We start from the raw sequence: 21702 nt of genomic DNA, 5'->3' as shown, positions 1-21702 counted from the left end.
TGTTCACTTTTTGTGCCGCAACGCAACCCGCCGCAGCCCAGCCTCACCCCGGCAGGATCAGATCGCCACAGCTTGCAGGAAGGACGCGACCCCGTCCGCATAGGCGCCGCGATCCACCGTCGAGGCCTTGGAGCGCGCGAACCAGTCCAGCATCGAGGCCTGCTCACGGTCCGAGAACCGCATCCGCCAGTCCTGAAACCGACGCCAAGCCAATCCGCCTTCGTCCAGGACGGTGATGTCACGATGCCGGGGGTCGCGCAGGATGGATTCGACGACCAGCCTGACCGATTCCACGGGACCCTCGAGCCACTGGAAGAACAGGCCGTCCTCGTGATGCAGGCTTCCGGTCAGGCTCAGCCTGGCGTTGCGGCGCCTGGCCGCTGCCAGAATATCCCTGAGGTCCGGTTCCGACAGCCCGTCGCGGGCAGTGCTGCGATACAGAAAGAAGCCCAGCCCCTCGAAAAGCATGGGATCACTGGTCAAGGAACGACCGCAGCTTTCTGCTTCGGGATGGATGCTTCAGCTTCCGCAGGGCCTTGGCTTCGATCTGGCGGATCCGCTCGCGCGTGACGCTGAACTGCTGCCCAACTTCTTCCAGCGTGTGATCGGTGTTCATGCCGATCCCGAAGCGCATGCGCAGCACCCGTTCCTCACGGGGGGTCAGGCTCGCCAGAACCCGGGTGGTCGTTTCCTTCAGATTCTCCTGAATGGCCGAGTCCAGCGGCAGAACGGCGTTCTTGTCCTCGATGAAATCGCCAAGCTGGCTGTCTTCCTCGTCGCCGATCGGGGTTTCGAGGCTGATCGGCTCCTTGGCGATCTTCATCACCTTGCGGACCTTTTCCAGCGGCATCTGCAGCTTCTCGGCCAGTTCCTCGGGGGTCGGCTCGCGGCCGATCTCGTGCAACATCTGACGGCCGGTTCGAACCAGCTTGTTGATCGTCTCGATCATGTGGACCGGAATGCGGATCGTCCGCGCCTGGTCCGCGATCGAGCGGGTGATCGCCTGGCGGATCCACCAGGTCGCATAGGTCGAGAACTTGTAGCCGCGCCGATACTCGAACTTGTCCACGGCCTTCATCAGGCCGATATTGCCTTCCTGGATCAGGTCCAGGAACTGCAGGCCGCGATTCGTGTATTTCTTGGCGATGCTGATGACCAGGCGCAGGTTCGCCTCGACCATCTCCTTCTTGGCCTGACGCGCCTCTTTCTCGCCGCGCTGGACCTGGCTGACGATCCGGCGGAATTCCTCGATGTCGACGCCGACATACTGGCCCACCTCGGCCATGTCGCCGCGCAGCTTTTCGACCTGCTCGCGCGACCGCTCGAACAAGGCCTGCCAGCCGCGTCCGGACTGCTGCTGCAACCGTTCGACCCAGGTGGGGTCAAGCTCGCTGCCGCGATAGGCGTCGATGAATTCGCGCCGGTTGATCCGGGCGCCGTCGGCCAGCTTGACCATGCCCGAATCGATCGTGACGATCCGGCGGTTGATGCCGTAAAGCTGATCGACAAGCGCTTCGATCCGGCTGTTGTTGAGATGCAGCGAATTGACCAGAACGACGATCTCGCTGCGCAGTTTCTGATAATCCGATTCCGCGCTGGCCGAGAAGCTGCTGTCCTCGTTCAGCGTTGCCGACATCCGCTGGTCCTGCATGTCGGCAAGCAGCGAATAATCCAGCGCGATCGCTTCGAGAGTCTCGAGGACCTTCGGCTTGAGGCTGGCCTCCATCGCGGCGAGGGACAGGTTGGCGCCGTCATCTTCGTCGTCGTCGTCATCGGCGCCCATCGGATTGCCGTCGGCATCCACCTCGTCGCGCTTTTCGCCCGAAGCGGCGCCGCTGTCCTCGGCGGACAGCTCTTCGGCTTCTTCGGCCTCCTCGTCGTCCATCGCCTGGCCGAACGTGGTCTCGAGGTCGATCACGTCGCGCAGCAGGATCTCTTCGTCCAGAAGCTCCTGGCGCCACATGGTGATGGCCTTGAAGGTCAGCGGGCTTTCGCAAAGGCCCGCGATCATGGTGTTGCGACCGGCCTCGATCCGCTTGGCGATCGCGATCTCGCCCTCGCGCGACAACAGTTCGACGCTGCCCATCTCGCGCAGATACATGCGGACCGGATCGTCGGTCCGGTCGAGTTTCTCGGTCTCGGTCGCGGCGACCGCCACCTCGCGCGAGCCCGAGGCGGTCGTGGCCACGGCCCCGCCCTCGGCGTCGTCGGCCCCTTCCTCGTCCTCGATGACATTGATGCCCATCTCGGACAGCATCGACATCACGTCCTCGATCTGTTCGCTGCTGACCTGCTCGGGCGGAAGCACGCTGTTCAACTGGTCATAGGTGATGTAGCCGCGATCGCGCGCCTCGGAGATCATCTTCTTGACCGCCGCCTGGCTCATGTCCAGCGAATGGGCGTTCTCGTCCTTGTCGGTCTTGTCTTGCTCGTCGTCCTTGGCGGCCATCCAGGGCTCCTTCTCGGGGCAGTGATTCGCGACTCACCTGCGAATCGGCACGAATCTGAATTTGTTCTATCGCGATTCCGGGCCGGATCAAAGGCCGGCCGGGCGGATGATTCGCATGCGGCATGGCGGTGATTCGCAATGGCTTTCCGGGCCGGGCGATCCGTCGCGTGTCAGCGCCGCGGCGGCTTGCGCCAGATCTGGCCATTGAGCCAGCTTTCCAGCTGTGCAGACAGCGCGTCGCGATCCTCGTTCAGGTCGCCGCTATCCTCCATGTCGGGCCGCTCGGCCCGGTGGCGGGCGCGGGCGGTCTGTTGCATCCGCCAGGTGAGGCCCTCATCGGCCTCGCCCTGGATTTCCGCCTCTGCCCGGACCAGCTCGGTTCCGGCGGCGCGCTGCGCCTCCAGACGTTCGAGAAGATTGGTCAGGATCGCGGTCGCGGCCGCATCATCCTGCGATTCGATCACGGCCGGGGTCAGGCCCAGATGGGCGTCGGCCCGGAGCGTTTCAAGGGCACGACGGCCGGCCGCGGTATCGGTGCCCGACAGCAGGTCATGCAGAAGCGCGCCGCGGTCGGGATCCTGCGGCACCAGTCGCTCGAGCCGCGATTCCGTCGCCGGGATCAGTTCGGGGCGCAGCGCGCAGATCAGCAGGCTGGCACCTTCCAGCAGCCATTCACCCGATTGCGGCGTACTGACCGTGGCAGAAGGGCGCGGCGCGCGCGGGGCCATCGAGGCCCCTCCGCGCCGGGCCGGCCCCTGGCCCGCCGCACCCGGACCCGCACGGCGCGCAGCCGGCCCGCCGCGGCGCTTCTGCCAGTCACCACCGAACAACTCGCGCCGCTTGGTGCGGATCTCGTCGGCATAGTGGCGGCGGGTCAGGTCGTCCGGGATCCGCGCGATCGCCTGCTGCAGCCGGCGGTCCAGCGCGGCCTTGCGTTCCGGACTGTCCAGCACCTGCCCCTCGGTTTCGCGCGACCACAGCAGATCGACCAGCGGGCGCGCCTGGTCCAGCAGCGCGCGCATCGCCCCCGCGCCCGCCGACTTCAGAAGGTCGTCCGGGTCCTGGCCCGCGGGCAGGACCACGAAACGCAGCGCCTGGCCCGGTCCGGTCAGGGGCAGCGCCAGGTCGATGAGTCGCCTTGCCGCGTGCTGGCCGGCCGCATCGCCGTCCAGCGCGATCACCGGTTCGGGCGAGACACGCCACATCAGACGCAACTGATCCTCGGTGATCGCCGTCCCCAGCGGCGCGACCGCAGCCTCGAACCCGGCACGCACCAGCGCGATGACGTCCATGTATCCTTCGGCCACGACAAGCCGCTGGCCCTTGGCGACGGCGGCGCGGGCGGGGCCGAGATTGTAGAGGTTGCGCCCCTTGTCGAACAACGGGGTTTCGGGGCTGTTGAGGTATTTCGCCCGCGCCGCGGCTGCCATCGCGCGGCCCCCGAAACCGATGCACCGCCCCTGCCCGTCCCGGATCGGGAAAATGATCCGGTCGCGAAAGCGGTCATACGCCGCGCCACCGCCATCCGGCCTTGCCGACATGCCCGATTCGACGATCAGCGCCTCATCGAGGCCCTTTTCGCGCAACGCCCGGGTCAGGGCCGTGCGGCTGTCGGGCGCAAAACCGATCTCGAACCGGTCTTCGGTGTCGCGGTCCATGCCGCGACGCGCCAGGTAGTCGCGCGCCTCGGCCGCCGCCCCGGTCTGCATTTGCAGGCGGAACCAGCGGCATGCGGCCTCGGTCACCTCAAGCAGGCGGTCGCGGCGGTCGCCCCGCTCGCGCGCGCGGGGATCGGGTTCGGGCATCTGCATCCCCGCCTCGGCCGCCAGCAGCTTTACCGCCTCGATGAATTCCAGCCCGTCCATTTCCCGCAGGAAGGTCAGCGCGTCACCCTTGGCCTGGCAGCCGAAGCAGTAGTAGAAACCCTTCTGATCGTCGCAGTGAAAGCTGGCGGATTTTTCCTGATGGAAGGGGCACGGCGCCCACCAGTCGCCCCTGGCCTGGTTCGACTTGCGCAGATCCCACACGACCTTGCGCCCGATCACCCGGCTGATCGGGACTCGGTTGCGCAATTCGTCGAGGAATCCGGGTGGCAGACTCATGGGATGACTATCGGGAACGTCGGTGACGGCGGCAAGCGCCGTGATCTGGGTATCTGCAGAACGCGCAAGCGGACGTCAATGCGCCCCGACTGCGCCGCGCGCCAGACCCCAGTAGATGTCGCCGATCCGGTGACGGTCCAGACGCCCGCCGTCGCGGTACCAGTTCGTCACCCCGGTCAGCATCGCGATCAGCGCCATCGTGGCAAGCTTGCTGTCTTCGATGCGCATCACGCCGGTGGCCATGCCGTCGCGCAGGATCGCTTCCAGTGCGGCCTCATAGCGCCCGCGCAGCTCGGCGATACGCGTGAAGTTTTCCGGCGTGAGATTTCGCAGCTCCATGTAGGAGAGGAACACCGCGTCGGGGTGGTCGAGGCTGAAATCGATATGGAAACGCACGAAGGCCTCGAGCCGGCTCAGCGGATCCGCGGTCGGATCGTCCCGCCACGCCGCCAGCAATTCCTGCATGTGGCTTTCCAGAAGATCATGCAGCAGCGCCTGCTTGTCGGCAGTATAGGCGTAAAGCGCCCCCGCCTGCACGCCGACCTCGGACCCGATCTGCCGCATCGACACGGCCGCATAGCCCTGGCTCGCGAACAGCTTGCGGGCCTTGTCGCGGATGAGGGGGCCGGTGATGTCGGCGCGGGAACCTTGCGTGCGGGCCATGCCGACTTCTAGTGCGGCGCGCGCGCATGTGGAAGTCCCAGGCTGCGATGCGGCGCAACGCCAAACCAGCCGTTGCCGCCGTGCATCGCCCGACGTAACCTGTCGCGATGACGCACGCATTCCGCATGACCGCGATCCCTGCCCTGATATGCCTTGCGGCCTGTGGCGGCGGTGGCGACACCTACCCCCATCTGCTGCCGACCGAGATGATCCTGGCCGAGCCTGCGCTGCCCGATCACGCCGCGGGGGCCGCAGCCAGCCCATCGATCACCGCCGACGAAACCCGGACGCGCGCCGCGGCGCTGAAACGGCGCGCGGACGGTATGCGCGGGCCGGTGATCGAACCGGACGCGCTGGCGCGGATGACGGCCGCGCGCGATTGATTGCAAGCAGGGCGGTTCCTTCGTATGACGAAACCGCCAAGTCCAAGAGGCCGCACATGCCTGTCATCACCTGCATCGAAGACCTGAAGGCACTGCATCGAGCGCGAACGCCGCGCATGTTCTACGACTATGCCGAGTCGGGCAGTTATTCGGAACAGACCTTCCGCGACAACACGACCGATTTCGCCCGGCTGCGCCTGCGCCAGAAGGTGGCGGTCGACATGTCGAACCGCAGCACGGCCTCTGACATGGTCGGGCTGCCGGTCTCGATGCCGGTCGGCCTGGCGCCTGTCGGGCTGACCGGCATGCAGCATGCCGACGGCGAAATCCACGCGGCTCGCGCGGCCGAGAAATTCGGGGTTCCCTTCGCGCTGTCCACGATGTCGATCTGCTCGATCGAGGATGTCGCCGCACACACGACCAAGCCCTTCATGTTCCAGCTTTACGCCATGAAGGATCAGGACTTCCTGGCCGCCATCATCGAGCGGGCCAGGCGGGCGGGCTGCAACGCGCTGGTGCTGACCCTGGATCTTCAGATCCTGGGCCAGCGCCACAAGGACCTGAAGAACGGGCTGTCCGCGCCGCCCAAGCTGACCCTGGCGACGATGCTGAACCTGGCGACGAAATGGCGCTGGGGCTTGGGCATGTTGCAGACCAGACGCCGGCAATTCGGCAATATCGTCGGCCATGCCAAGGGCGTCGGCGATACCCGTTCGCTGATGAGCTGGACCGCCGAGCAGTTCGACGAGCGGCTGGACTGGGACAAGGTCGCCCGGATCCGCGACATGTGGGGCGGAAAGCTGATCCTGAAGGGCATCCTCGATCCCGAGGACGCCCGGATCGCCGCCGATTTCGGCGCGGATGCGATCGTGGTCAGCAATCATGGCGGTCGCCAGCTTGACGGCGCGCTCAGTTCGATCCGGATGCTGCCGCATATTGTCGAGGCGGTTGGCGATCAGGTCGAGATCCACATGGATAGCGGCATCCGCAGCGGGCAGGACGTGTTGAAGGCCCTGGCGCTGGGGGCGCATGCGACCTGGATCGGCCGCGCCTTCGTCCATGGCCTGGGCGCAATGGGCGAGGCTGGCGTGACCGCAGCCCTCGACGTGATCAGGAAAGAACTGGATATCAGCATGGCGCTGTGCGGCGAGCGCGACGTCCATGCGCTTGGCCGCCACAACATCATGATGCCGCAGGACTTCCTGACCGAATACGGCGCCTGATCAGGGCTCTTCCTTCGCCGGTTGCCTAGAACAGCTGGGCCAGCCAACGCTGACCGCGCCCGATGCGGACCATGGCGACCACCATCAGTGCCGGCGCGAAGAACGCCACAAGCGTCGGCACCAGCGGGTGGCTGACCTGCATCTCGCTGGCGAAATGAAGGAACAGATAGTGAATGACATAGACGGCCGATGCGATCCGTCCCAACGGCAGTCCGCTGGCGGGCACCGAGACACGCAGGGTCAGCGCAAAGATCGCGGGCGCCATCAGGAACAGCCCGGCCTGGAATTCCAGAATCGCGTATCGGTTGACGACGGTCAGGAACACCAGGTTCTCGCACAGAGCGAGGACCAGCCCTGTCAACAGTGCGGCGATCAGGACACCCCGACCGGGGATCGCCCAGGGAACGGACTGAGGCGCGGACATCTTCTGCGCGAAAAGATATCCCATCACCATGAACGGATACAGAAAGAACGGCCCGCTCCGAAAGACTTCCAGCGGCACCGGAACGAGATGCCCGATCGAGGCATATTGCAGGACCAGCCCGATCGACCCGAAAGCGACCGCGGAAAGAAGCATCGCCCTTGGCCCGCGCGGGATCACCAGGGCCATCATGCAGGCGGCCACCACCAGACCTTCGAGGAACCACAGATGCCGAAAGCCCAGCAGGAATTCTCGCAGGTTCTGGGTCGTGGCTTGCTGCCAAAGCTGCATGAAGACGAAATAGATCAGGTACCACGCGACATAGATCAGCAGAATGCGCTGCACCCAAAGCCAGTACCGGGCCTTCTGTTGGGTGCGGAACAGGAAATAGCCGGCGGTCATCGCAAAAAGCGGAACCGCATGGCGCAACACGATGCTGAGGACAATCAGGCCGAAACTGCCGAACGTCTCGCGACCCAGCCCGCTATGCCCGATCACGACGAACGCGGCGAGAATCGCGCGCATGTAGTCGATCGAGTAAACCCGGTCCTGAATCAACTCTTTACCCCGGAAGAATTCTCGCCGAAAAACTGCGGGCAGCGTAAAATGCAGACCATCCTATCGGCATAATGTTGCCGTCGCCCCCTGTCAAACCCTGTGTCCACCGCATCTGCACTCTTTGGCTCTTTTCTCCGCGCGCGCGATGGTGTATGGGCCCGGCTCTGCCGCCATGCACCCTTGGAGGATGGCGGTTTCTTGAAAATATGAAGGATAGACATCATGGCCAAAGAGATCCCTGATCTGGTGGCCGAGGCACGCGCGGGGTCAGGCAAGGGGGCCGCCCGCCAAGCTCGCCGCGAAGGCAAGGTGCCCGGTATCGTGTATGGCGACCACAAGGACCCGGTCGCCGTCCAGTTCGACTTCAACAAGCTGCTGACCCAGCTGCGCTCGGGCCGCTTCATGTCCACGCTGTGGAACCTGAAGGTCGACGGACAGGACGACGTTCGCGTCATCTGCCGTGGCGTCCAGAAAGATGTCGTGAAGGATCTGCCGATCCATATCGACTTCATGCGCCTGCGCCGGACCTCGAAGGTCAAGCTGTTCATCCCGGTCGAGTTCGTCGGACAGGAAAAATGCCCGGGCCTGCGCAAGGGCGGAACGCTGGTGACCGTTCGTCCGGAAGTCGAACTGATCGTGACCGCCGGTGACATCCCCGATCACATCACCGTCGACCTGTCGGGACTTGAGGTCGGCGACGGCGTGCATATCCACGACGTCAAGCTGCCGGCAGGCACCAGGGCAACCATCGACCGGAACTTCGCCATCGCCAACATCGCCGCGCCGTCGGCGCTGCGTTCCAGCGAAGATGAGGAAGGCGACGAAAGCACCGAGGCGGCTGCCGAGGCCGAGGCCGAGACCGCAGAGGAGTGATTGCGCTGCCCCGGCCGGGGCGTGCGTGACATGCGGGGCGGCGCCACTGGCGTCGCCCTTTTCAATTCGGGCCCGCGCTGCTAGCCGATGCGCACTGTCCGCAAACTCAGGAGGTCCGCCATGGAACCCGTCCACATCATCGGCGCCGGACTGGCCGGTTCCGAGGCCGCCTGGCAGGCCGCCGCCGCAGGGGTCCCGGTCATGCTTCACGAAATGCGCCCGGCTGTCGGGACATTCGCCCACAAGACGGGCGATTGCGCCGAAATGGTGTGTTCGAACTCGTTCCGTTCGGACGACGATGTCATGAACGCGGTCGGGCAGCTGCATTGGGAAATGCGGGCGGCGGGCGGATTGATCATGGCGATGGCCGACCGTCATCGCCTGCCCGCCGGCGGCGCGCTGGCCGTCGATCGCGAGGTCTTCGCGCAGGCGGTCACGGCCGCGCTGCACGATCATCCGCTCATCGAGATCCGCGCCGGCGAGATCACCGAACTGCCCGATCGGGGCAACTGGATCGTCGCGACCGGGCCGCTGACCTCGGACGCGCTGGCCGCCGCGATCCGGGCCGTGACGGGCACCGATGCGCTGGCCTTCTTTGACGCCATCGCGCCGATCGTTCACGCCGACACGATCGACATGGATGTGGCATGGGAACAAAGCCGCTACGACAAGGGCGAAACCGAGGCCGAACAGAAGGCCTATATCAACTGCCCGATGGACCGGGGCGAGTACGAGGCCTTCATCGACGCGCTGCTGGCCGCCGACAAGACCGAGTTCCGCGAGGGCGAGACGGCTGGGTATTTCGATGGCTGCCTGCCCATCGAGGTCATGGCGGAACGCGGGCGCGAGACCCTGCGCCATGGCCCGATGAAGCCGGTCGGCCTGACCAACGCCCACAAGCCGCAGGACAAACCTTATGCCGTGGTTCAACTTCGTCGCGACAACGCCTTGGGAACGCTTTATAATATTGTCGGCTTCCAGACCAAGATGAAACACGGTGCGCAGACCGAGGTGTTTCGGATGATTCCCGGCCTGCGGAATGCGAGCTTCGCCCGCCTGGGCGGAATCCACCGCAACGCGTTTCTGAACTCGCCCAGCCTGCTGGACAACCGCATGCGCCTGAGGCGACGGCCGAATCTGCGCTTCGCGGGCCAGGTCACCGGAGTCGAGGGCTATGTCGAAAGCGCCGCGATGGGCCTGCTGGCCGGGCGGATGGCGGCCGCGCAGATCCGGGGCGGTGAACTGCCTCCACCGCCGTTCACCACGGCGATGGGTGCGCTGGTCAACCACATCACCGGGGGCGCAGACGCGAGGACCTTCCAGCCGATGAACGTCAATTTCGGCCTCTTCCCGCCGCTCGACGACATGCGGGCGGGCCGCAAGGGCCGCAAGGATCGCTACCCAGCCTACACCCAGCGCGCCAAGGACGATTTCAGGTCATGGCTTGCGGCGCAGTAAGGCGCACCCGCTTCGCGCCCTCGCCGACCGGTCTTCTGCATCTGGGTCACGCCTATGCGGCGCTGGTCGCGTCGGCCAGGGCCGATCCCGGCGCGTTCCTGCTGCGGATCGAGGATATCGATCGCGACCGCTGCCGGCCCGCGTTCGAGGCGGCGATCTTCGAGGATCTGGCATGGCTTGGGCTGGCCTGGCCCCGTCCGGTGATGCGGCAGTCCGACCGGCTGCCGGTCTATCGGGACGCGCTGCTGCGACTGGCGCCCTTGTGCTATCCCTGCCGCTGCCGCCGTGGTGATATCCGCGCGGCGTTGTCAGCCCCTCAGGAGGGCGCGCTGCCCGCCGGCCCCGACGGGCTGATCTATCCCGGCACCTGTCGCGCCCGCCCGATGTCGGACGCCAGCGACGGCGATGTGATTCGTCTTGACGCCGCGCGCGCCTTCGATGCCTTGCGGCTGGACCGGATCGCCTTCCGCGATGAGGCGATCCGGCCCGGGCAGGTTCACGGCCTGGGCCGAGCCGAATTTCTGGACGGAATCGGCGACGTGATTCTGTCTCGGCGCGGGATGGGCACGTCCTATCATCTCGCGGTCGTCGTCGATGATGCGGCGCAAGGCATCAGCCTGGTTACGCGCGGCAAGGATCTGTTCGATTCCACATGGATACATGTGCTTCTGCAGAAGTTGCTGGAACTGCCGACGCCGGTGTATCATCATCATCGGCTGATCCGGGACGACGCCGGGAAGCGTCTGGCCAAACGCGATGATTCCCGGTCGATCCGTGCGCTTCGCGAAGACGGCGCGACGCCTGGGGACATCCGCCGCCTGCTGTCGCTGTGAACTGGCGGGCGGGGCGCGAAACGTCCACAGTGCCCCGCGGGCTACCCGACCATCGGCGCCAGTATCTCGACCGGTTCGCCGTTGCGGATCGCGGTGTAGAAGCAGCTCCGGCGGCTGGTGTGGCAGGCGGGTCCGGTCTGTTCGACCAGCGCCAGCAGGCAATCGCTGTCGCAATCCACCCGCAACTCCACAAGCGTCTGGACATGACCCGAGGTCTCGCCCTTCACCCAGAAGCCCTGACGCGAGCGCGACCAGTAGGTGGCCCGTCCGGTCCTCAGGGTCCGGGCGACGGCCTCGGCGTTCATCCAGGCCATCATCAGAACCTCGCCGCTGCGGTGATCCTGTGCGATGCAGGGGACCAGTCCGTTGGCATCGTATTTCAGGCTGGTGGGGTCGAACATCGGGTTTCCTTTCGCGGTCGGGGCACCTATCTAGGACGGATGATGCGCGCGGGGAAGAACCGATGGCCGACAGCGACCTGATGCAGCTTTACTCGCGCCGGATCCTGGCGCTGACGACATCGATCCCGCATCAGGGCCGCCTGACCGCGCCGCAAGGCAGCGCGATGCGCCGGTCTCCGCAATGCGGGTCCTCGGTGACGGTGGACGTCGGCGTCAAGGACGGCCGCATTGTCCAGTTTGCCCAGCAGGTGCGCGCCTGCGCGCTGGGTCAGGCCTCGGCCGCCGTGCTGGGCGGCGCCGTCATCGGCCGCAGCCGCGACGAAATCGCCGCGACGCATGACCAATTGCGCGCCATGCTGAAGAACGCTGGCGATCCGCCCCCGCCCCCGTTCGCCGAACTCGAGGTCTTGCTGCCCGCCCGCGAATATCCCAACCGCCACGCCTCGATCCTGCTGGCCTGGGAAGCGACACTTGAAGCGGTGGACCAGGCGTTGGCCGCGGCCTGAGTGCATGAAAAAACCGGCCCCTGATCGGGGCCGGCCAAGTTGCGCGAGCAGGGACAGGACGGCACACAGGCGTGGCGCCGCTTTCGCATCGCGGGGCAGAAATTCAGGCTTGCAGGATGGCGGGCAGCCACAGCATCACGCCGGTGATGACAGACAGCGCGGTGACGCCAAGAAGATCGGACAGGAACTCGCGGGTCATGGGATACTCCTCTGTGTTGCCTCTTTGTTCTCATTTCTCCGGCGTGCTGTAAAGAACTTTTTAAGAACATCTTAAGAATTCTTAACCGACCTTGATCAGCCGGATGGCCTCGTCCTGGCTCATCAGCCACATCAGCAGGCGCATCGCCCTGCCGCGCGGTCCGTCCAGGGTCGGGTCGCGCTCCAACAGGGCGCGGGCGTCCTGCCGTGCGGTCGCCATCAGCCCGGCCTGGTGTTCCAGATCCCCGACATGAAAGCGCGGCAGCCCGGACTGCGCGGTGCCGATCACGTCGCCCGCGCCGCGCATCTCCAGATCCACCTCGGCAATGCGGAACCCGTCCTCGGTGTCGCGCAATGTGGTCAGCCGCCGGGCGCCGGTCTCGTTCAGGGGTGGATGATACATCAGCAGGCAGGTCGAGGCCCCCTGCCCGCGCCCGACGCGGCCGCGCAGCTGATGCAGCTGTGCAAGCCCGAAGCTTTCGGCACGCTCGACCACCATGATCGTCGCCTCGGGCACATCGACGCCCACCTCGATCACCGTCGTCGCCACCAGGATCTGCGCCCTCCCGCTGGCAAAATCCGCCATCGCGGCATCGCGCTGATCGGCCGGCATCTGGCCGTGGATCAGCCGCACATGATCCCCGAACAGGGCGCGCAGCGATTGAAAGCGCGCCTCGGCCGCCGTCAGGTCGCTGACCTCGCTTTCCTCGACCAGCGGGCAGACCCAATAGGCGCGCGCGCCCCGGCCCAGGGCCTCGCGCATCCGCGCCGTCACCTCATCCAGCCGCTGATCGCTGATCATGACGGTGGTGATGGGTTGGCGGCCCGGTGGCTTTTCGTCCAGCACCGACAGATCCAGATCGCCATATTGCGTCAGTGCCAGCGATCTGGGGATCGGCGTCGCGGTCATGACCAGCATGTCAGGCGGGGCCTGTCCCTTGGCAGAGAGTTCCAGCCGTTGGGCCACACCGAAGCGGTGCTGCTCGTCAATGATTGCCAGCCGCAGATCATTGAAATGCACGTCCTTCTGGAAGACGGCGTGGGTGCCGACAAGAATGTCGATCCGCCCCTCGGCCAGATCCTGCAGCACCTGCGTGCGCAAGTCGCCCTTGTCGCGTCCGGTCAGTGCCGCCAGCCGGACACCGGCCGCGCGCGCCAGCGGTTCCAGCGCGCGCGCATGCTGGCGGGCAAGGATTTCGGTCGGCGCCATCAGCACCGCCTGCCCGCCCGCCTCGACGGCGATCAGCGCCGACAGCATCGCGACCAGGGTCTTGCCGGCGCCGACATCACCCTGCAGAAGCCGGCTCATGCGCTTGTCGCTGGCCATGTCGGCGGCAATCTCGGCGACGGCGCGGGTCTGGGCGCCAGTCGGCGGCCAGGGCAGGCTGGACAGAGCCGCCCGCCTCAGATGGCCATCGCCCGCGCTGGCCCGACCCTTGGAGCGGCGCTTTTCGCGGCGCACCAGCGCCAGCGTCATCTGGTGCGCCAGGAACTCGTCATAGGCCAGACGCGCCCGCGCAGGGTGGTCGGGCGACAGGTCATGGGGCGAACTGGGCGCATGCGCCAGCCTCAGCGCCTCGGCGAAGTCGGGCCAGCCGCGTGAGGACAGGACCTGCGGATCGATCCACTCCTCTGCCGCGGGCATCCGCTCCAGCGCGGCCTCGACCGCCCTGGCCATGACCCGCTGGGTCAAGCCGGCCGATAGCGGATAGACCGGCTCGAACGCGGCCGGCGGCGGCTCGTCGTCGCGCAGGACATGATCCGGGTGGACCATCTGGGCAAGCCCGTCGAACAGTTCGACCTTGCCGCTGACAAGCCTTCGCGCGCCGGTGGGCAACTGCTTTTCGATCCAGTCGCCACGGGGATGAAAGAACACCAGCGTCAGATCGCCGCCTTCGTCGTCGCCGCAATGCACCCGCCACGGACGCCCCCGCCCGGTCGGGGGGTGATGCCGTCCGACCGTGACGGCCAGGGTGACCGTTTCCGGCGGTCGCGCGTCCAGGATCCGCTTGATCGGTCGGCGGATGACTCCGCTGTTGGGCAGCGTCAGAATCAGATCTCGCGGGCGCTCGATACCCAGATGGGCCAGTGCGGCCTGACCCTTGGGTCCGACCCCCGGCAAGGTGTCGATCCCGGCGAAAAGCGGAAACAACGCCGGGGGCCGTCCTTTCGGCTGAGTCATTGTGCCGCGATCCGCAGCCATTCGTCCTCGTCGATGACCCTGACGCCAAGCTCGGTCGCCTTGCTGGCCTTCGAGCCCGCACCGGCCCCGGCCACCAGCAGATCGGTCCTGGCGCTCACCGAACCCGCGACCTTCGCGCCCATCGCCTCGGCCCGGGCCTTGGCCTCGGCACGGGTCATCCGTTCCAGCGTCCCGGTAAACACCAGGGTCTTGCCGCTGATCTCGGTGTGGTTTGCCGCGGGCGAGCGGTCGGGCTGGATGTCCAGCTGCGTGACCAGACGGTCGATGCCGGCACGTTCGGCCGGTTGCTGGAAGCTGGTGACCAGCGAGAGGACGAGGACCGCGCCGATGCCGTCGATGCCGGTCAACTCGGCCCAGTTCGGGCTGTCGGCCAACGCGGCCTTGCGCGCCTTGTCGTCTTCGGCCGTGAAGGCGGGCTCCTGGGCCGCGCCATCGACCGCCGCCACCAGAGCGTCCCAACTGCCGAAATGCCGCGCCAGCGTGGCGGACGCGACCTCGCCCACATGCCGGATGCCAAGCGCGAAAAGCAGCCGTTTCAGATCGATGCGACGACGCTCCTCGATCGCGGCGAACAGCTTCTCGACCGAACGCTCGCCAAAGCCGTCGCGGTTCTTCAGCCGGGCTATGTTGTTCGCGTCGCGGCGGGCCAGGGTGAAGATGTCGGCGGGCTCGCGGATCGGCAAGATGTCGTCGGCAAAGAACATCTCGATCTGTCGCGCCCCCAGCCCGTCGATATCAAAGGCGGCGCGGCCGACGAAATGCTTCAGCTTCTCGATCGCCTGCGCGGGGCAGATCAGCCCGCCCGTGCAGCGGCGCACGGAATCGCCCGGCTCGCGGATCGCGTCCGACCCGCATTCGGGGCACGAGGTCGGGAACGCGTAGCGGCGGCTGTCACACGGCCGACGCGACAGGTCGACATCGGCGATCTTCGGGATCACGTCGCCGGCGCGATAGACCATCACCCAGTCACCCTCGCGGATGTCGCGGCCCTCGCGGATCGGTGCGCCGGTATGGTCGCGCCCGGCGATGTAGTCCTCGTTGTGCAGCGTCGCGTTCGACACCACCACGCCACCGACCGTCACCGGTTCCAGTCGCGCGACGGGCGACAACGCCCCGGTGCGCCCGACCTGAATCTCGATCCGATCGAGCCGGGTCCAGGCCGTCTCGGCCGGGAACTTGTGCGCCAGGGCCCATCGCGGCGTGGTCGAGCGAAACCCCAGACGCGACTGATAACCGAGGTCGTTCACCTTGTAGACCACCCCGTCGATGTCATAACCAAGCGTGGCGCGCTGCTGTTCGATCCGGGTCCAGGCGGCAATCAGCCCGTCCGCGTCGTGGCAAAGCCGCATCAGCGGGTTGGTCCGGAACCCCAGCACCGCCAGCTGTTCGACCGCGCCCATCTGCGTCTCGGCCAGAGGCCGGGTCAGTTCGCCCCAGCCATAGGCAAAGAATTTCAGCGGGCGCGCGGCGGTCACGCTGGGGTCCAGCTGGCGCAGCGATCCCGCGGCGGCGTTGCGGGGATTGGCGAAGACGCGGCCGGTGTCACCCGCATTCAGCCGCGCGAAGTCCGGATGCGACATATAGACCTCGCCCCGGATCTCGACGATTCCCGGCGCGTCGCCGTTCAACCGATGCGGGATATCGGGGACCGTGCGGGCGTTGGCGGTGACGTTCTCGCCCACGCTGCCGTCGCCGCGCGTCGCAGCCTGCACCAGTTGACCGTCCTGATAGCGCAATGACAGCGACAGACCATCGATCTTGGGCTCGGCGGTGAAATCCAGAGGGGCACCGGGCGCAAGGTTCAGGAAGCTGCGGATGCGGGCAACGAAATCGCGCACGTCCTGAGGGTCGAAGGCGTTCGCGAGCGACATCATCCGCTGAGCATGCGTGACCTTGCCAAAGCCCTCGACGGGGGCGGCACCGATCTTGCCGGTCGGGCTGTCTGGCAGCGCCAATGCGGGAAAGGCGTCTTCCAGCTGGCTCAGCCGTCGTTTCAGCCTGTCATACTCGGCGTCGCTGATTCGCGGCGAGTCGCCGCCGTGATATTGCTCGTTCGCCTGCGCGACGCGTTTGGCCAGATCGGCGATTTCGTCGCCGGCCTGCTGCGGTGTCAGATCGGTGACCGGCAGCCATTTCCCGGCCGCGTTTGCGCCTTCCTGATCATCCCGCGTGCTCTGCGCCATCCCGTCGCCCCGTCTGTCCCGCTCTGCTGACGGCTGGCCTCGCCTGCATCAGGAAAGCCCGCCCGCCACGCCCGCCAAGGGCGCCCCGACAGATTTCGCCCAGAAGGGAACCATGCGCAAGTCGCGGCGGCCAACGACGCAAACGACCGGCCTCGCACAGGCGAGCCGGCCTTTCGCCTCACCCCGGTCGAGGCGAGAATCAGGCGCCCATGGCCAGCCGTTTCTCATCCGCAGGACCGGGGTCGCGAAGCACATAGCCACGCCCCCAGACAGTCTCGATATGGTTCTCGCCGCCCAGGGCCTCGGACAGCTTCTTGCGAAGCTTGCAGATGAAGACATCGATGATCTTCAGTTCGGGTTCGTCCATGCCGCCGTACAGATGGTTCAGAAACATCTCCTTCGTCAGCGTGGTGCCCTTTCGAAGGCTGAGCAATTCAAGGATCTGATACTCCTTGCCGGTCAGATTCACCGGCTTGCCCTTCGCCTCGACCGAGCGTGCGTCGAGATTGACGATGATCTCGCCGGTCTGGATGATCGCCTGGCTATGCCCCTTGGAACGGCGGATGATCGCCTGGATTCGGGCCTGCAATTCCTCGCGGTTGAAAGGCTTGGTCATGTAGTCGTCGGCGCCGAACCCGAAGCCGCGCAGCTTGCTTTCGGTGTCGTCCGATCCGGTCAGGATCAGGATCGGCGTATCGATCCGGGCCAGTCGCAGATGGCGCAGCACCTCCATCCCGTGCATGTCGGGAAGATCGAGGTCGAGAAGGATGAGATCGTAATCGTAAAGCTTTGCCAGATCGATCCCCTCCTCACCCATATCGGTCAGGAAAACGTTGAAGCTGGCCGCCGTCAGCATCAGTTCGATCGCGCGCGCGGTGCTGGGATCATCCTCAACCAGAAGAATACGCATGTGTTGGTTCGTCCTCGATTCGCCTAGGTGCTGTGCCGACAATCGACCCATCAGGTTAATATGTCGTTACTTATGACGACGAAAACGTGATGACGCAACCTATGGTTGTCTGAATCTTTGCAGTGCGGTGACCTTCAGGGCCGCGCGCCCGTGCTGCTTCATCGCCTGATGCCAGGCATCGAATTCTTCCTCGGAAAGCCCATAGCGGCGCAACGCCTCATCGCGCGAGATAAGCCCGTATGCGACGGCCAGAACGACCGTTTCCTTGCGGCTCGCCACCCAGCGCGTATCCATTGGCGGCAAATCGGCAACGGTCAGGATCCTGCCGTTCGGCAAAGTCACGGTGCGGGGGCCACTGGTTTTCTTCACGAACATTCCACCTGTCCTTCGGTCGCGTCCTGCGACACTGGTGGAAATGGCTTAAACCGAGGTTAGCCCGCGCCGCTTTTTCACGCGGCGTGGGTTGAGAATGGCTAGCATTTGCCTATATTTCGACGGGAATTCGCGAACACCCATCGGGATCATGACCAGCACCGTCCTTCCGCGCCGCCCTTCTGGCGGCGATCCGATATTGAACAGTCTCGGCTTTGCCAAGCCGCCGGCACAGACGCGCGTGGTGGTGGCAATGTCCGGCGGCGTGGACAGTTCCGTGGTCGCCGCCTGTCTCAAATCGGAAGGCTACGATGTCGTCGGCGTCACGCTGCAGCTTTATGACCACGGTGCGGCGCTGGCCAAGAAGGGTGCCTGTTGCGCCGGCCAGGACATCCATGACGCCCGCCGCGTCGCCGAACGCATGGGATTTCCGCATTACGTCCTCGACTACGAGAACAAGTTCCGCGAATCGGTGATCGACGAATTCGCCGACGCGTATCTGGCCGGGGCGACGCCCGTGCCCTGCATTCGCTGCAATGAACGGGTGAAGTTCCGCGACCTGCTGCAGACCGCCCGCGACCTCGACGCGGACTGCATGGCGACCGGCCACTACATCCAGCGCAAGGCGGGTCCGGACCGCGCCGAGTTGCACATGGCCGCCGATCCGGCCCGTGACCAGAGCTATTTCCTGTTCTCGACCACACAGGAGCAGCTGGAGTTCCTGCGCTTCCCTCTTGGCCACCTGAAAAGCAAGGCCGAAACCCGGGCGCTGGCCGCGGAATACGGTTTGTCGGTCGCAGACAAGCCTGACAGCCAGGACATCTGCTTCGTGCCGAATGGCGATTATGCCTCGGTGATCGAGAAACTTCGCCCAGGTTCCGCCGACCCCGGTGATATCGTCGACATGAGCGGCAGGGTGCTGGGCAGGCATCGGGGCGTGATCCACTACACGATCGGCCAGCGTCGCGGTCTTGGAATCGGCGGGCTCGAGGACCCGCTCTATGTGGTGCGGCTTGATCCGTTCGCGCGGCAGGTCATCGTCGGCCCCAAGTCCCATCTGGCCACGACCGTCGTGCCGGTCTCCGAGGTCAACTGGCTGGGCGATCAGCCTTTTGAAGGCGAGATCGCATGCATGGTCCGCATCCGCTCGACCCGTCCGCCGAAGCCCGCGATCCTGCGGCCGCTGGACGGCACGCGCGCCGAGGTCGAATTGCTGGACGCCGAGGAAGGCGTCAGCCCTGGCCAGGCCTGTGTCTTCTATGCTGGCGACACCACACGGGTGCTGGGTGGCGGCTGGATCACGCTGCGGCGGCGGCAAGCAGCCTGATTCGCTCGACCATTGCCCGCAGCCCGTTCGATCGCTGCGAGGACAGATGTTCGTCCAGACCCAGCCGGGCCAGTTCGGCCTGCGCGTCGACGCGCACGACTTCGCCGACCGACAGGCCGGCATACAAGGCATGCAGGATCGCAATCAGCCCGCGCACGATCATCGCATCGCTGTCACCCTGGAAATCGAAGCGACCGTCCTCGACCCTCGGCATGATCCAGACCTGACTGGCACAGCCCTCGACTTTGGTCGCCGGCACCTGAAGCGCCGGCTCCATTGCCGGCATTGCCTTGCCGAGCTCGATGACGTGGCGATAACGATCCTCCCAGTCATCCAGGAATTCGAAAGTCTCTGCGATGTCTTCAAAGGCGGGGCTGGCCATGGTTGCTCCTTCGGGCTTGATATCGGGTTAACCCGATGCGCCGACAAGGTCAAAGAGGCTTTCGCGACGCGCCGCTTTCCCCTAACAATCGGGCGAAAGACCAAGGGATGGTGACATGACGAAACTGACCGCGCCCCTCCTGATCTCGGTCCTGCTGCTGTCGGGCTGCGGCGGGCGTTTCGGCGACAGCCGATGGAACCCGCTGGGATGGTTCGGCGGCGGCAGCGCCCCGCGCACGACGCTGGAACCCGATGGAGGCTACGGCCAGCTTGCTGATGCCAGGCCAGGAATCGCACAGATCACGGGAGCGCGATGGGAACCGCTTGCGGAAGGCCGTCTCTTGGTCGTTACGGCGATGACCCCGACCAAGGGATATTCCGGGGTCGCGCTTCTCACCGCACGGCCCCAGCCCGCCGGGCGGATCACACCGGACGCCGACGGGGTTCTGCGCCTGCGCATGGTCGCCCTGCCCCCGGCGGCCTCAAGCGAGTCCGCACGCCTGCCCGCCCGCCCCGAAACCGACCAGATCACCGCGGCGGTCGCACTGTCGAATATCCAGCTCGCCCGCATCGCCGCAGTCGAGATCAACGGCGCCACCAACGTCGTGACACTCCGCCGCTGAGCATCTTGCGCCCTATCCGCCAAGCGGCTAAGCGTCCCGCCACGGAGGCGTGGCAGAGTGGTTTAATGCACCGGTCTTGAAAACCGACGTGGGTCAACCCCACCGTGGGTTCGAATCCCACCGCCTCCGCCATCATCCCTGTTGCGAACACGGACAGGCGCCCATCGCGGCGCGGAAATAGTCGTGTTTTCAAAGGGCTTTGCCTCCCCCATGCGAACCTCTGAGACCGCGCGCCACGCCTGTTCCGGGCTCTGAATGGCGCTCCGTCTCTGTTCGGGCGAACCTCGCCGATTTCGGTTCGGTCGGATTTTTCGTCGTCTTTCCAATGTCCTGAGTTTCAACACCGCTTAAACTTCGGGCCTTGTGTCAATCGCCTTCAAGGGGAACAGAGCCGCAACACGCAAGAGGCGCAGAAGCTGCGTGCGCTGGCCGAATGGTGCGTAGCGATGGCGGTGATTTGCCGGTGCCAACCCCGAAAAGCGTTGATGAAAAAAGGACTGGTGCTTGTTACCTCTACGAGGCAGGCGGCGACAGCATGAGTAGCGGCGCGTCCTCCTCTTCTGCGATCTCAGCGAGGTAAGCTGGACCCGTAATCTCGTTGTCTATCAGGTTATGAGCCAGCTCCGATTGGGAGCTGATTGACGCCACACTATCACGCAGCGCCTGCACAAGAACTTCGGCCTGTGGAAGTGCCAGCCGCCGCGCCTCAGTGTAGGAGGTCAGATCGAGCTTGCCCTGAGCACAGAGGCGCGCCAAGGCATCGGGGGTAAGGCTCTGGCTAAGATCTAGAAAACGCTGCGCTCGTCGTTCGGCCAGTTGTTTTGCAGCTTCCAATTCGTCGATGCTGTAGAGGGCTCGGAGCCCAGCTTCATGGCAAAGTCTGATCGCAGCGGCCAACGACCACAGCATGTCCATGTCGGCAGATGTCATGCGGCCCATCTGCATGGCTTCGGATTCTTGCTGAAAATGGGCTTCAAGTCTCCCGGATGAGATCGCTAGCGCATGCTCAGCCGCCTCTCCGCTGCTCACCCTGTTTGACCGCGCGGACAAGGTGTCCACGATGTCCAACTGCGTCCCAACATCAGCAAAGATCATGCGAATATCATCTGTGCGACGATCAGTTGTAACGCGATCAATTTTGGCCTCGATAGTGCCGAGCTGTGCCTCGATGCCTTTGAGGCGTTTCAGAATCACGGCAAAGCCCGCGACAGATACTCCAAGCCCAAGGCCGGAAACTGCCAACGTGCCAATTTGAAGATTCTGCAAGAGAGCCAGAGAAGATTGAACTTCGGCCAAGCGAGATTTAATCTGCTGGTTCTGGATGAGAGCAACTACGCCTAGGGGACTGAATCCGTTCTGAAGCGTTGCGCCAACCCCACTCAACGCACTGTTGAGCAGAGACTGTACCACACTGGTTTCTTGAAGGAATGCCACACCGCGCCCTGAAGACACCTCACGGACAACGGAGCCAGTGACTTTGTACAGGCCCGACGTAACACCATCGACTACTTCAGGCGGGACGGCGCGCAAAGAAAAGGTAATGTCCGAGCACGTGGTGTAATTTCACCGGCTCGTTCGGTGTAATCTCAGGTGGCCATCGAGGTGTATGGTCGAGGTGGAGTTTGGCGACTTCAA

Annotated in this window: 20 protein-coding genes and 1 tRNA gene; 9 read left to right on the top strand and 12 right to left on the bottom strand. The window is 65.2% G+C overall.

Going from position 1 to position 21702, the window contains the following annotated elements; all coding sequences use genetic code 11:
* Positions 1–57 precede the first annotated feature (57 nt).
* From L1965_RS12220 to L1965_RS12205, 4 genes are all read right to left on the bottom strand, one after another.
* Positions 58–483 (bottom strand): BLUF domain-containing protein, encoded by a 426-nt coding sequence (locus L1965_RS12220; protein WP_235756733.1) that lies wholly within the window; start codon positions 481–483, stop codon positions 58–60.
* Positions 473–2449, bottom strand: coding sequence for an RNA polymerase sigma factor RpoD (gene rpoD / locus L1965_RS12215; protein WP_235756732.1), 1977 nt, complete (start codon positions 2447–2449; stop codon positions 473–475). The genes L1965_RS12220 and rpoD overlap by 11 nt, the downstream gene beginning before the upstream one ends.
* A gap of 170 nt (positions 2450–2619) precedes the next feature.
* The gene (gene dnaG / locus L1965_RS12210; RefSeq protein WP_235756731.1) at positions 2620–4551 is read right to left on the bottom strand and encodes a DNA primase; all 1932 of its coding nucleotides are present in this window, start codon (positions 4549–4551) and stop codon (positions 2620–2622) included.
* A 75-nt stretch (positions 4552–4626) separates the two neighbouring features.
* A complete protein-coding gene (locus L1965_RS12205) occupies positions 4627–5214 on the bottom strand; it encodes a TetR/AcrR family transcriptional regulator (protein WP_235756730.1) in 588 nt (195 codons plus the stop codon).
* Between the two features lie 125 nt (positions 5215–5339).
* Here L1965_RS12205 and L1965_RS12200 point away from each other — a divergent pair, with 125 nt between their 5' ends.
* Positions 5340–5597, top strand: a complete 258-nt coding sequence (locus L1965_RS12200; protein WP_235756729.1) for a hypothetical protein — start codon at positions 5340–5342, stop codon at positions 5595–5597.
* A 56-nt stretch (positions 5598–5653) separates the two neighbouring features.
* On the top strand, positions 5654–6820 hold the full coding sequence (locus tag L1965_RS12195) for an alpha-hydroxy acid oxidase (RefSeq protein ID WP_235756728.1): 1167 nt from the start codon (positions 5654–5656) through the stop codon (positions 6818–6820).
* 25 nt (positions 6821–6845) lie between these two features.
* Here the strand turns inward: L1965_RS12195 and L1965_RS12190 are convergent, their stop codons facing one another.
* A complete protein-coding gene (locus tag L1965_RS12190) occupies positions 6846–7799 on the bottom strand; it encodes an acyltransferase family protein (protein ID WP_235756727.1) in 954 nt (317 codons plus the stop codon).
* A gap of 222 nt (positions 7800–8021) precedes the next feature.
* On the opposite strand from L1965_RS12190, the gene L1965_RS12185 reads away from it, so the two are divergent.
* The 3 genes from L1965_RS12185 to gluQRS all read left to right on the top strand — a co-directional run bounded on the left by L1965_RS12185 (position 8022) and on the right by gluQRS (position 10963).
* Positions 8022–8672, top strand: coding sequence for a 50S ribosomal protein L25/general stress protein Ctc (locus L1965_RS12185; RefSeq protein WP_235756726.1), 651 nt, complete (start codon positions 8022–8024; stop codon positions 8670–8672).
* A gap of 120 nt (positions 8673–8792) precedes the next feature.
* The gene (gene trmFO / locus L1965_RS12180) at positions 8793–10130 is read left to right on the top strand and encodes a methylenetetrahydrofolate--tRNA-(uracil(54)-C(5))-methyltransferase (FADH(2)-oxidizing) TrmFO (RefSeq protein WP_235756725.1); all 1338 of its coding nucleotides are present in this window, start codon (positions 8793–8795) and stop codon (positions 10128–10130) included.
* Complete coding sequence (gene gluQRS, locus L1965_RS12175; protein WP_235756724.1) at positions 10112–10963, top strand: tRNA glutamyl-Q(34) synthetase GluQRS; 852 nt, start codon at positions 10112–10114, stop codon at positions 10961–10963. Before trmFO ends, gluQRS begins: the two co-directional genes overlap by 19 nt.
* Positions 10964–11004: 41 nt before the next feature.
* On the opposite strand, the gene hisI is transcribed toward gluQRS, so the two are convergent.
* Entirely contained in the window at positions 11005–11364 is a 360-nt protein-coding gene (hisI, locus tag L1965_RS12170) for a phosphoribosyl-AMP cyclohydrolase (protein WP_235756723.1), read from the bottom strand.
* Between the two features lie 62 nt (positions 11365–11426).
* On the opposite strand from hisI, the gene L1965_RS12165 reads away from it, so the two are divergent.
* A complete protein-coding gene (locus L1965_RS12165) occupies positions 11427–11870 on the top strand; it encodes an iron-sulfur cluster assembly scaffold protein (protein WP_235756722.1) in 444 nt (147 codons plus the stop codon).
* Positions 11871–12150: 280 nt separating this feature from the next.
* Here the strand turns inward: L1965_RS12165 and recG are convergent, their stop codons facing one another.
* From recG to sciP, 4 genes are all read right to left on the bottom strand, one after another.
* Entirely contained in the window at positions 12151–14271 is a 2121-nt protein-coding gene (recG, locus tag L1965_RS12160) for an ATP-dependent DNA helicase RecG (protein ID WP_235756721.1), read from the bottom strand.
* Positions 14247–16454, bottom strand: a complete 2208-nt coding sequence (gene ligA / locus L1965_RS12155; protein ID WP_235756720.1) for an NAD-dependent DNA ligase LigA — start codon at positions 16452–16454, stop codon at positions 14247–14249. The genes recG and ligA overlap by 25 nt, the downstream gene beginning before the upstream one ends.
* A 199-nt stretch (positions 16455–16653) precedes the next feature.
* Positions 16654–17364: a response regulator transcription factor CtrA gene (gene ctrA, locus L1965_RS12150; protein ID WP_235756719.1), complete on the bottom strand. Its 711-nt coding sequence runs from the start codon at positions 17362–17364 to the stop codon at positions 16654–16656.
* A gap of 99 nt (positions 17365–17463) precedes the next feature.
* A complete protein-coding gene (gene sciP / locus L1965_RS12145; protein WP_235756718.1) occupies positions 17464–17739 on the bottom strand; it encodes a CtrA inhibitor SciP in 276 nt (91 codons plus the stop codon).
* Between the two features lie 148 nt (positions 17740–17887).
* Here sciP and mnmA point away from each other — a divergent pair, with 148 nt between their 5' ends.
* On the top strand, positions 17888–19063 hold the full coding sequence (gene mnmA, locus L1965_RS12140) for a tRNA 2-thiouridine(34) synthase MnmA (RefSeq protein ID WP_235756717.1): 1176 nt from the start codon (positions 17888–17890) through the stop codon (positions 19061–19063).
* Here the strand turns inward: mnmA and L1965_RS12135 are convergent.
* On the bottom strand, positions 19035–19445 hold the full coding sequence (locus tag L1965_RS12135; protein ID WP_235756716.1) for a SufE family protein: 411 nt from the start codon (positions 19443–19445) through the stop codon (positions 19035–19037). The two genes, mnmA and L1965_RS12135, sit on opposite strands and share 29 nt — an antisense overlap.
* A gap of 115 nt (positions 19446–19560) precedes the next feature.
* Here L1965_RS12135 and L1965_RS12130 point away from each other — a divergent pair, with 115 nt between their 5' ends.
* On the top strand, positions 19561–20067 hold the full coding sequence (locus L1965_RS12130; RefSeq protein ID WP_235756715.1) for a hypothetical protein: 507 nt from the start codon (positions 19561–19563) through the stop codon (positions 20065–20067).
* Between the two features lie 43 nt (positions 20068–20110).
* Positions 20111–20199, top strand: a tRNA-Ser gene (locus L1965_RS12125).
* 381 nt (positions 20200–20580) lie between these two features.
* Here the strand turns inward: L1965_RS12125 and L1965_RS12120 are convergent.
* Positions 20581–21477, bottom strand: coding sequence for a hypothetical protein (locus L1965_RS12120; RefSeq protein ID WP_235756714.1), 897 nt, complete (start codon positions 21475–21477; stop codon positions 20581–20583).
* Between the last annotated feature and the right edge of the window lie 225 nt (positions 21478–21702).

It is taken from the genome of Paracoccus salsus (genome assembly GCF_021556615.1).
Classification (GTDB): domain Bacteria; phylum Pseudomonadota; class Alphaproteobacteria; order Rhodobacterales; family Rhodobacteraceae; genus Paracoccus; species Paracoccus salsus.
This window is presented reverse-complemented; position numbering and strand designations above follow the sequence as displayed.

Excerpts from the sequence above, each read along its gene's own strand:
- trmFO (WP_235756725.1), top strand. The coding sequence starts at position 8,793 with ATGGAACCCGTCCACATCATCGGCGCCGGACTGGCCGGTTCCGAGGCC.
- dnaG (WP_235756731.1), bottom strand. The coding sequence starts at position 4,551 with ATGAGTCTGCCACCCGGATTCCTCGACGAATTGCGCAACCGAGTCCCG.
- gluQRS (WP_235756724.1), top strand. The coding sequence starts at position 10,112 with ATGGCTTGCGGCGCAGTAAGGCGCACCCGCTTCGCGCCCTCGCCGACC.
- L1965_RS12195 (WP_235756728.1), top strand. The coding sequence starts at position 5,654 with ATGCCTGTCATCACCTGCATCGAAGACCTGAAGGCACTGCATCGAGCG.
- mnmA (WP_235756717.1), top strand. The coding sequence starts at position 17,888 with ATGACCAGCACCGTCCTTCCGCGCCGCCCTTCTGGCGGCGATCCGATA.
- sciP (WP_235756718.1), bottom strand. The coding sequence starts at position 17,739 with ATGTTCGTGAAGAAAACCAGTGGCCCCCGCACCGTGACTTTGCCGAAC.
- ctrA (WP_235756719.1), bottom strand. The coding sequence starts at position 17,364 with ATGCGTATTCTTCTGGTTGAGGATGATCCCAGCACCGCGCGCGCGATC.
- rpoD (WP_235756732.1), bottom strand. The coding sequence starts at position 2,449 with ATGGCCGCCAAGGACGACGAGCAAGACAAGACCGACAAGGACGAGAAC.
- L1965_RS12165 (WP_235756722.1), top strand. The coding sequence starts at position 11,427 with ATGGCCGACAGCGACCTGATGCAGCTTTACTCGCGCCGGATCCTGGCG.
- recG (WP_235756721.1), bottom strand. The coding sequence starts at position 14,271 with ATGGCTGCGGATCGCGGCACAATGACTCAGCCGAAAGGACGGCCCCCG.
- ligA (WP_235756720.1), bottom strand. The coding sequence starts at position 16,454 with ATGGCGCAGAGCACGCGGGATGATCAGGAAGGCGCAAACGCGGCCGGG.
- L1965_RS12200 (WP_235756729.1), top strand. The coding sequence starts at position 5,340 with ATGACCGCGATCCCTGCCCTGATATGCCTTGCGGCCTGTGGCGGCGGT.
- L1965_RS12185 (WP_235756726.1), top strand. The coding sequence starts at position 8,022 with ATGGCCAAAGAGATCCCTGATCTGGTGGCCGAGGCACGCGCGGGGTCA.
- L1965_RS12130 (WP_235756715.1), top strand. The coding sequence starts at position 19,561 with ATGACGAAACTGACCGCGCCCCTCCTGATCTCGGTCCTGCTGCTGTCG.
- hisI (WP_235756723.1), bottom strand. The coding sequence starts at position 11,364 with ATGTTCGACCCCACCAGCCTGAAATACGATGCCAACGGACTGGTCCCC.
- L1965_RS12135 (WP_235756716.1), bottom strand. The coding sequence starts at position 19,445 with ATGGCCAGCCCCGCCTTTGAAGACATCGCAGAGACTTTCGAATTCCTG.
- L1965_RS12205 (WP_235756730.1), bottom strand. The coding sequence starts at position 5,214 with ATGGCCCGCACGCAAGGTTCCCGCGCCGACATCACCGGCCCCCTCATC.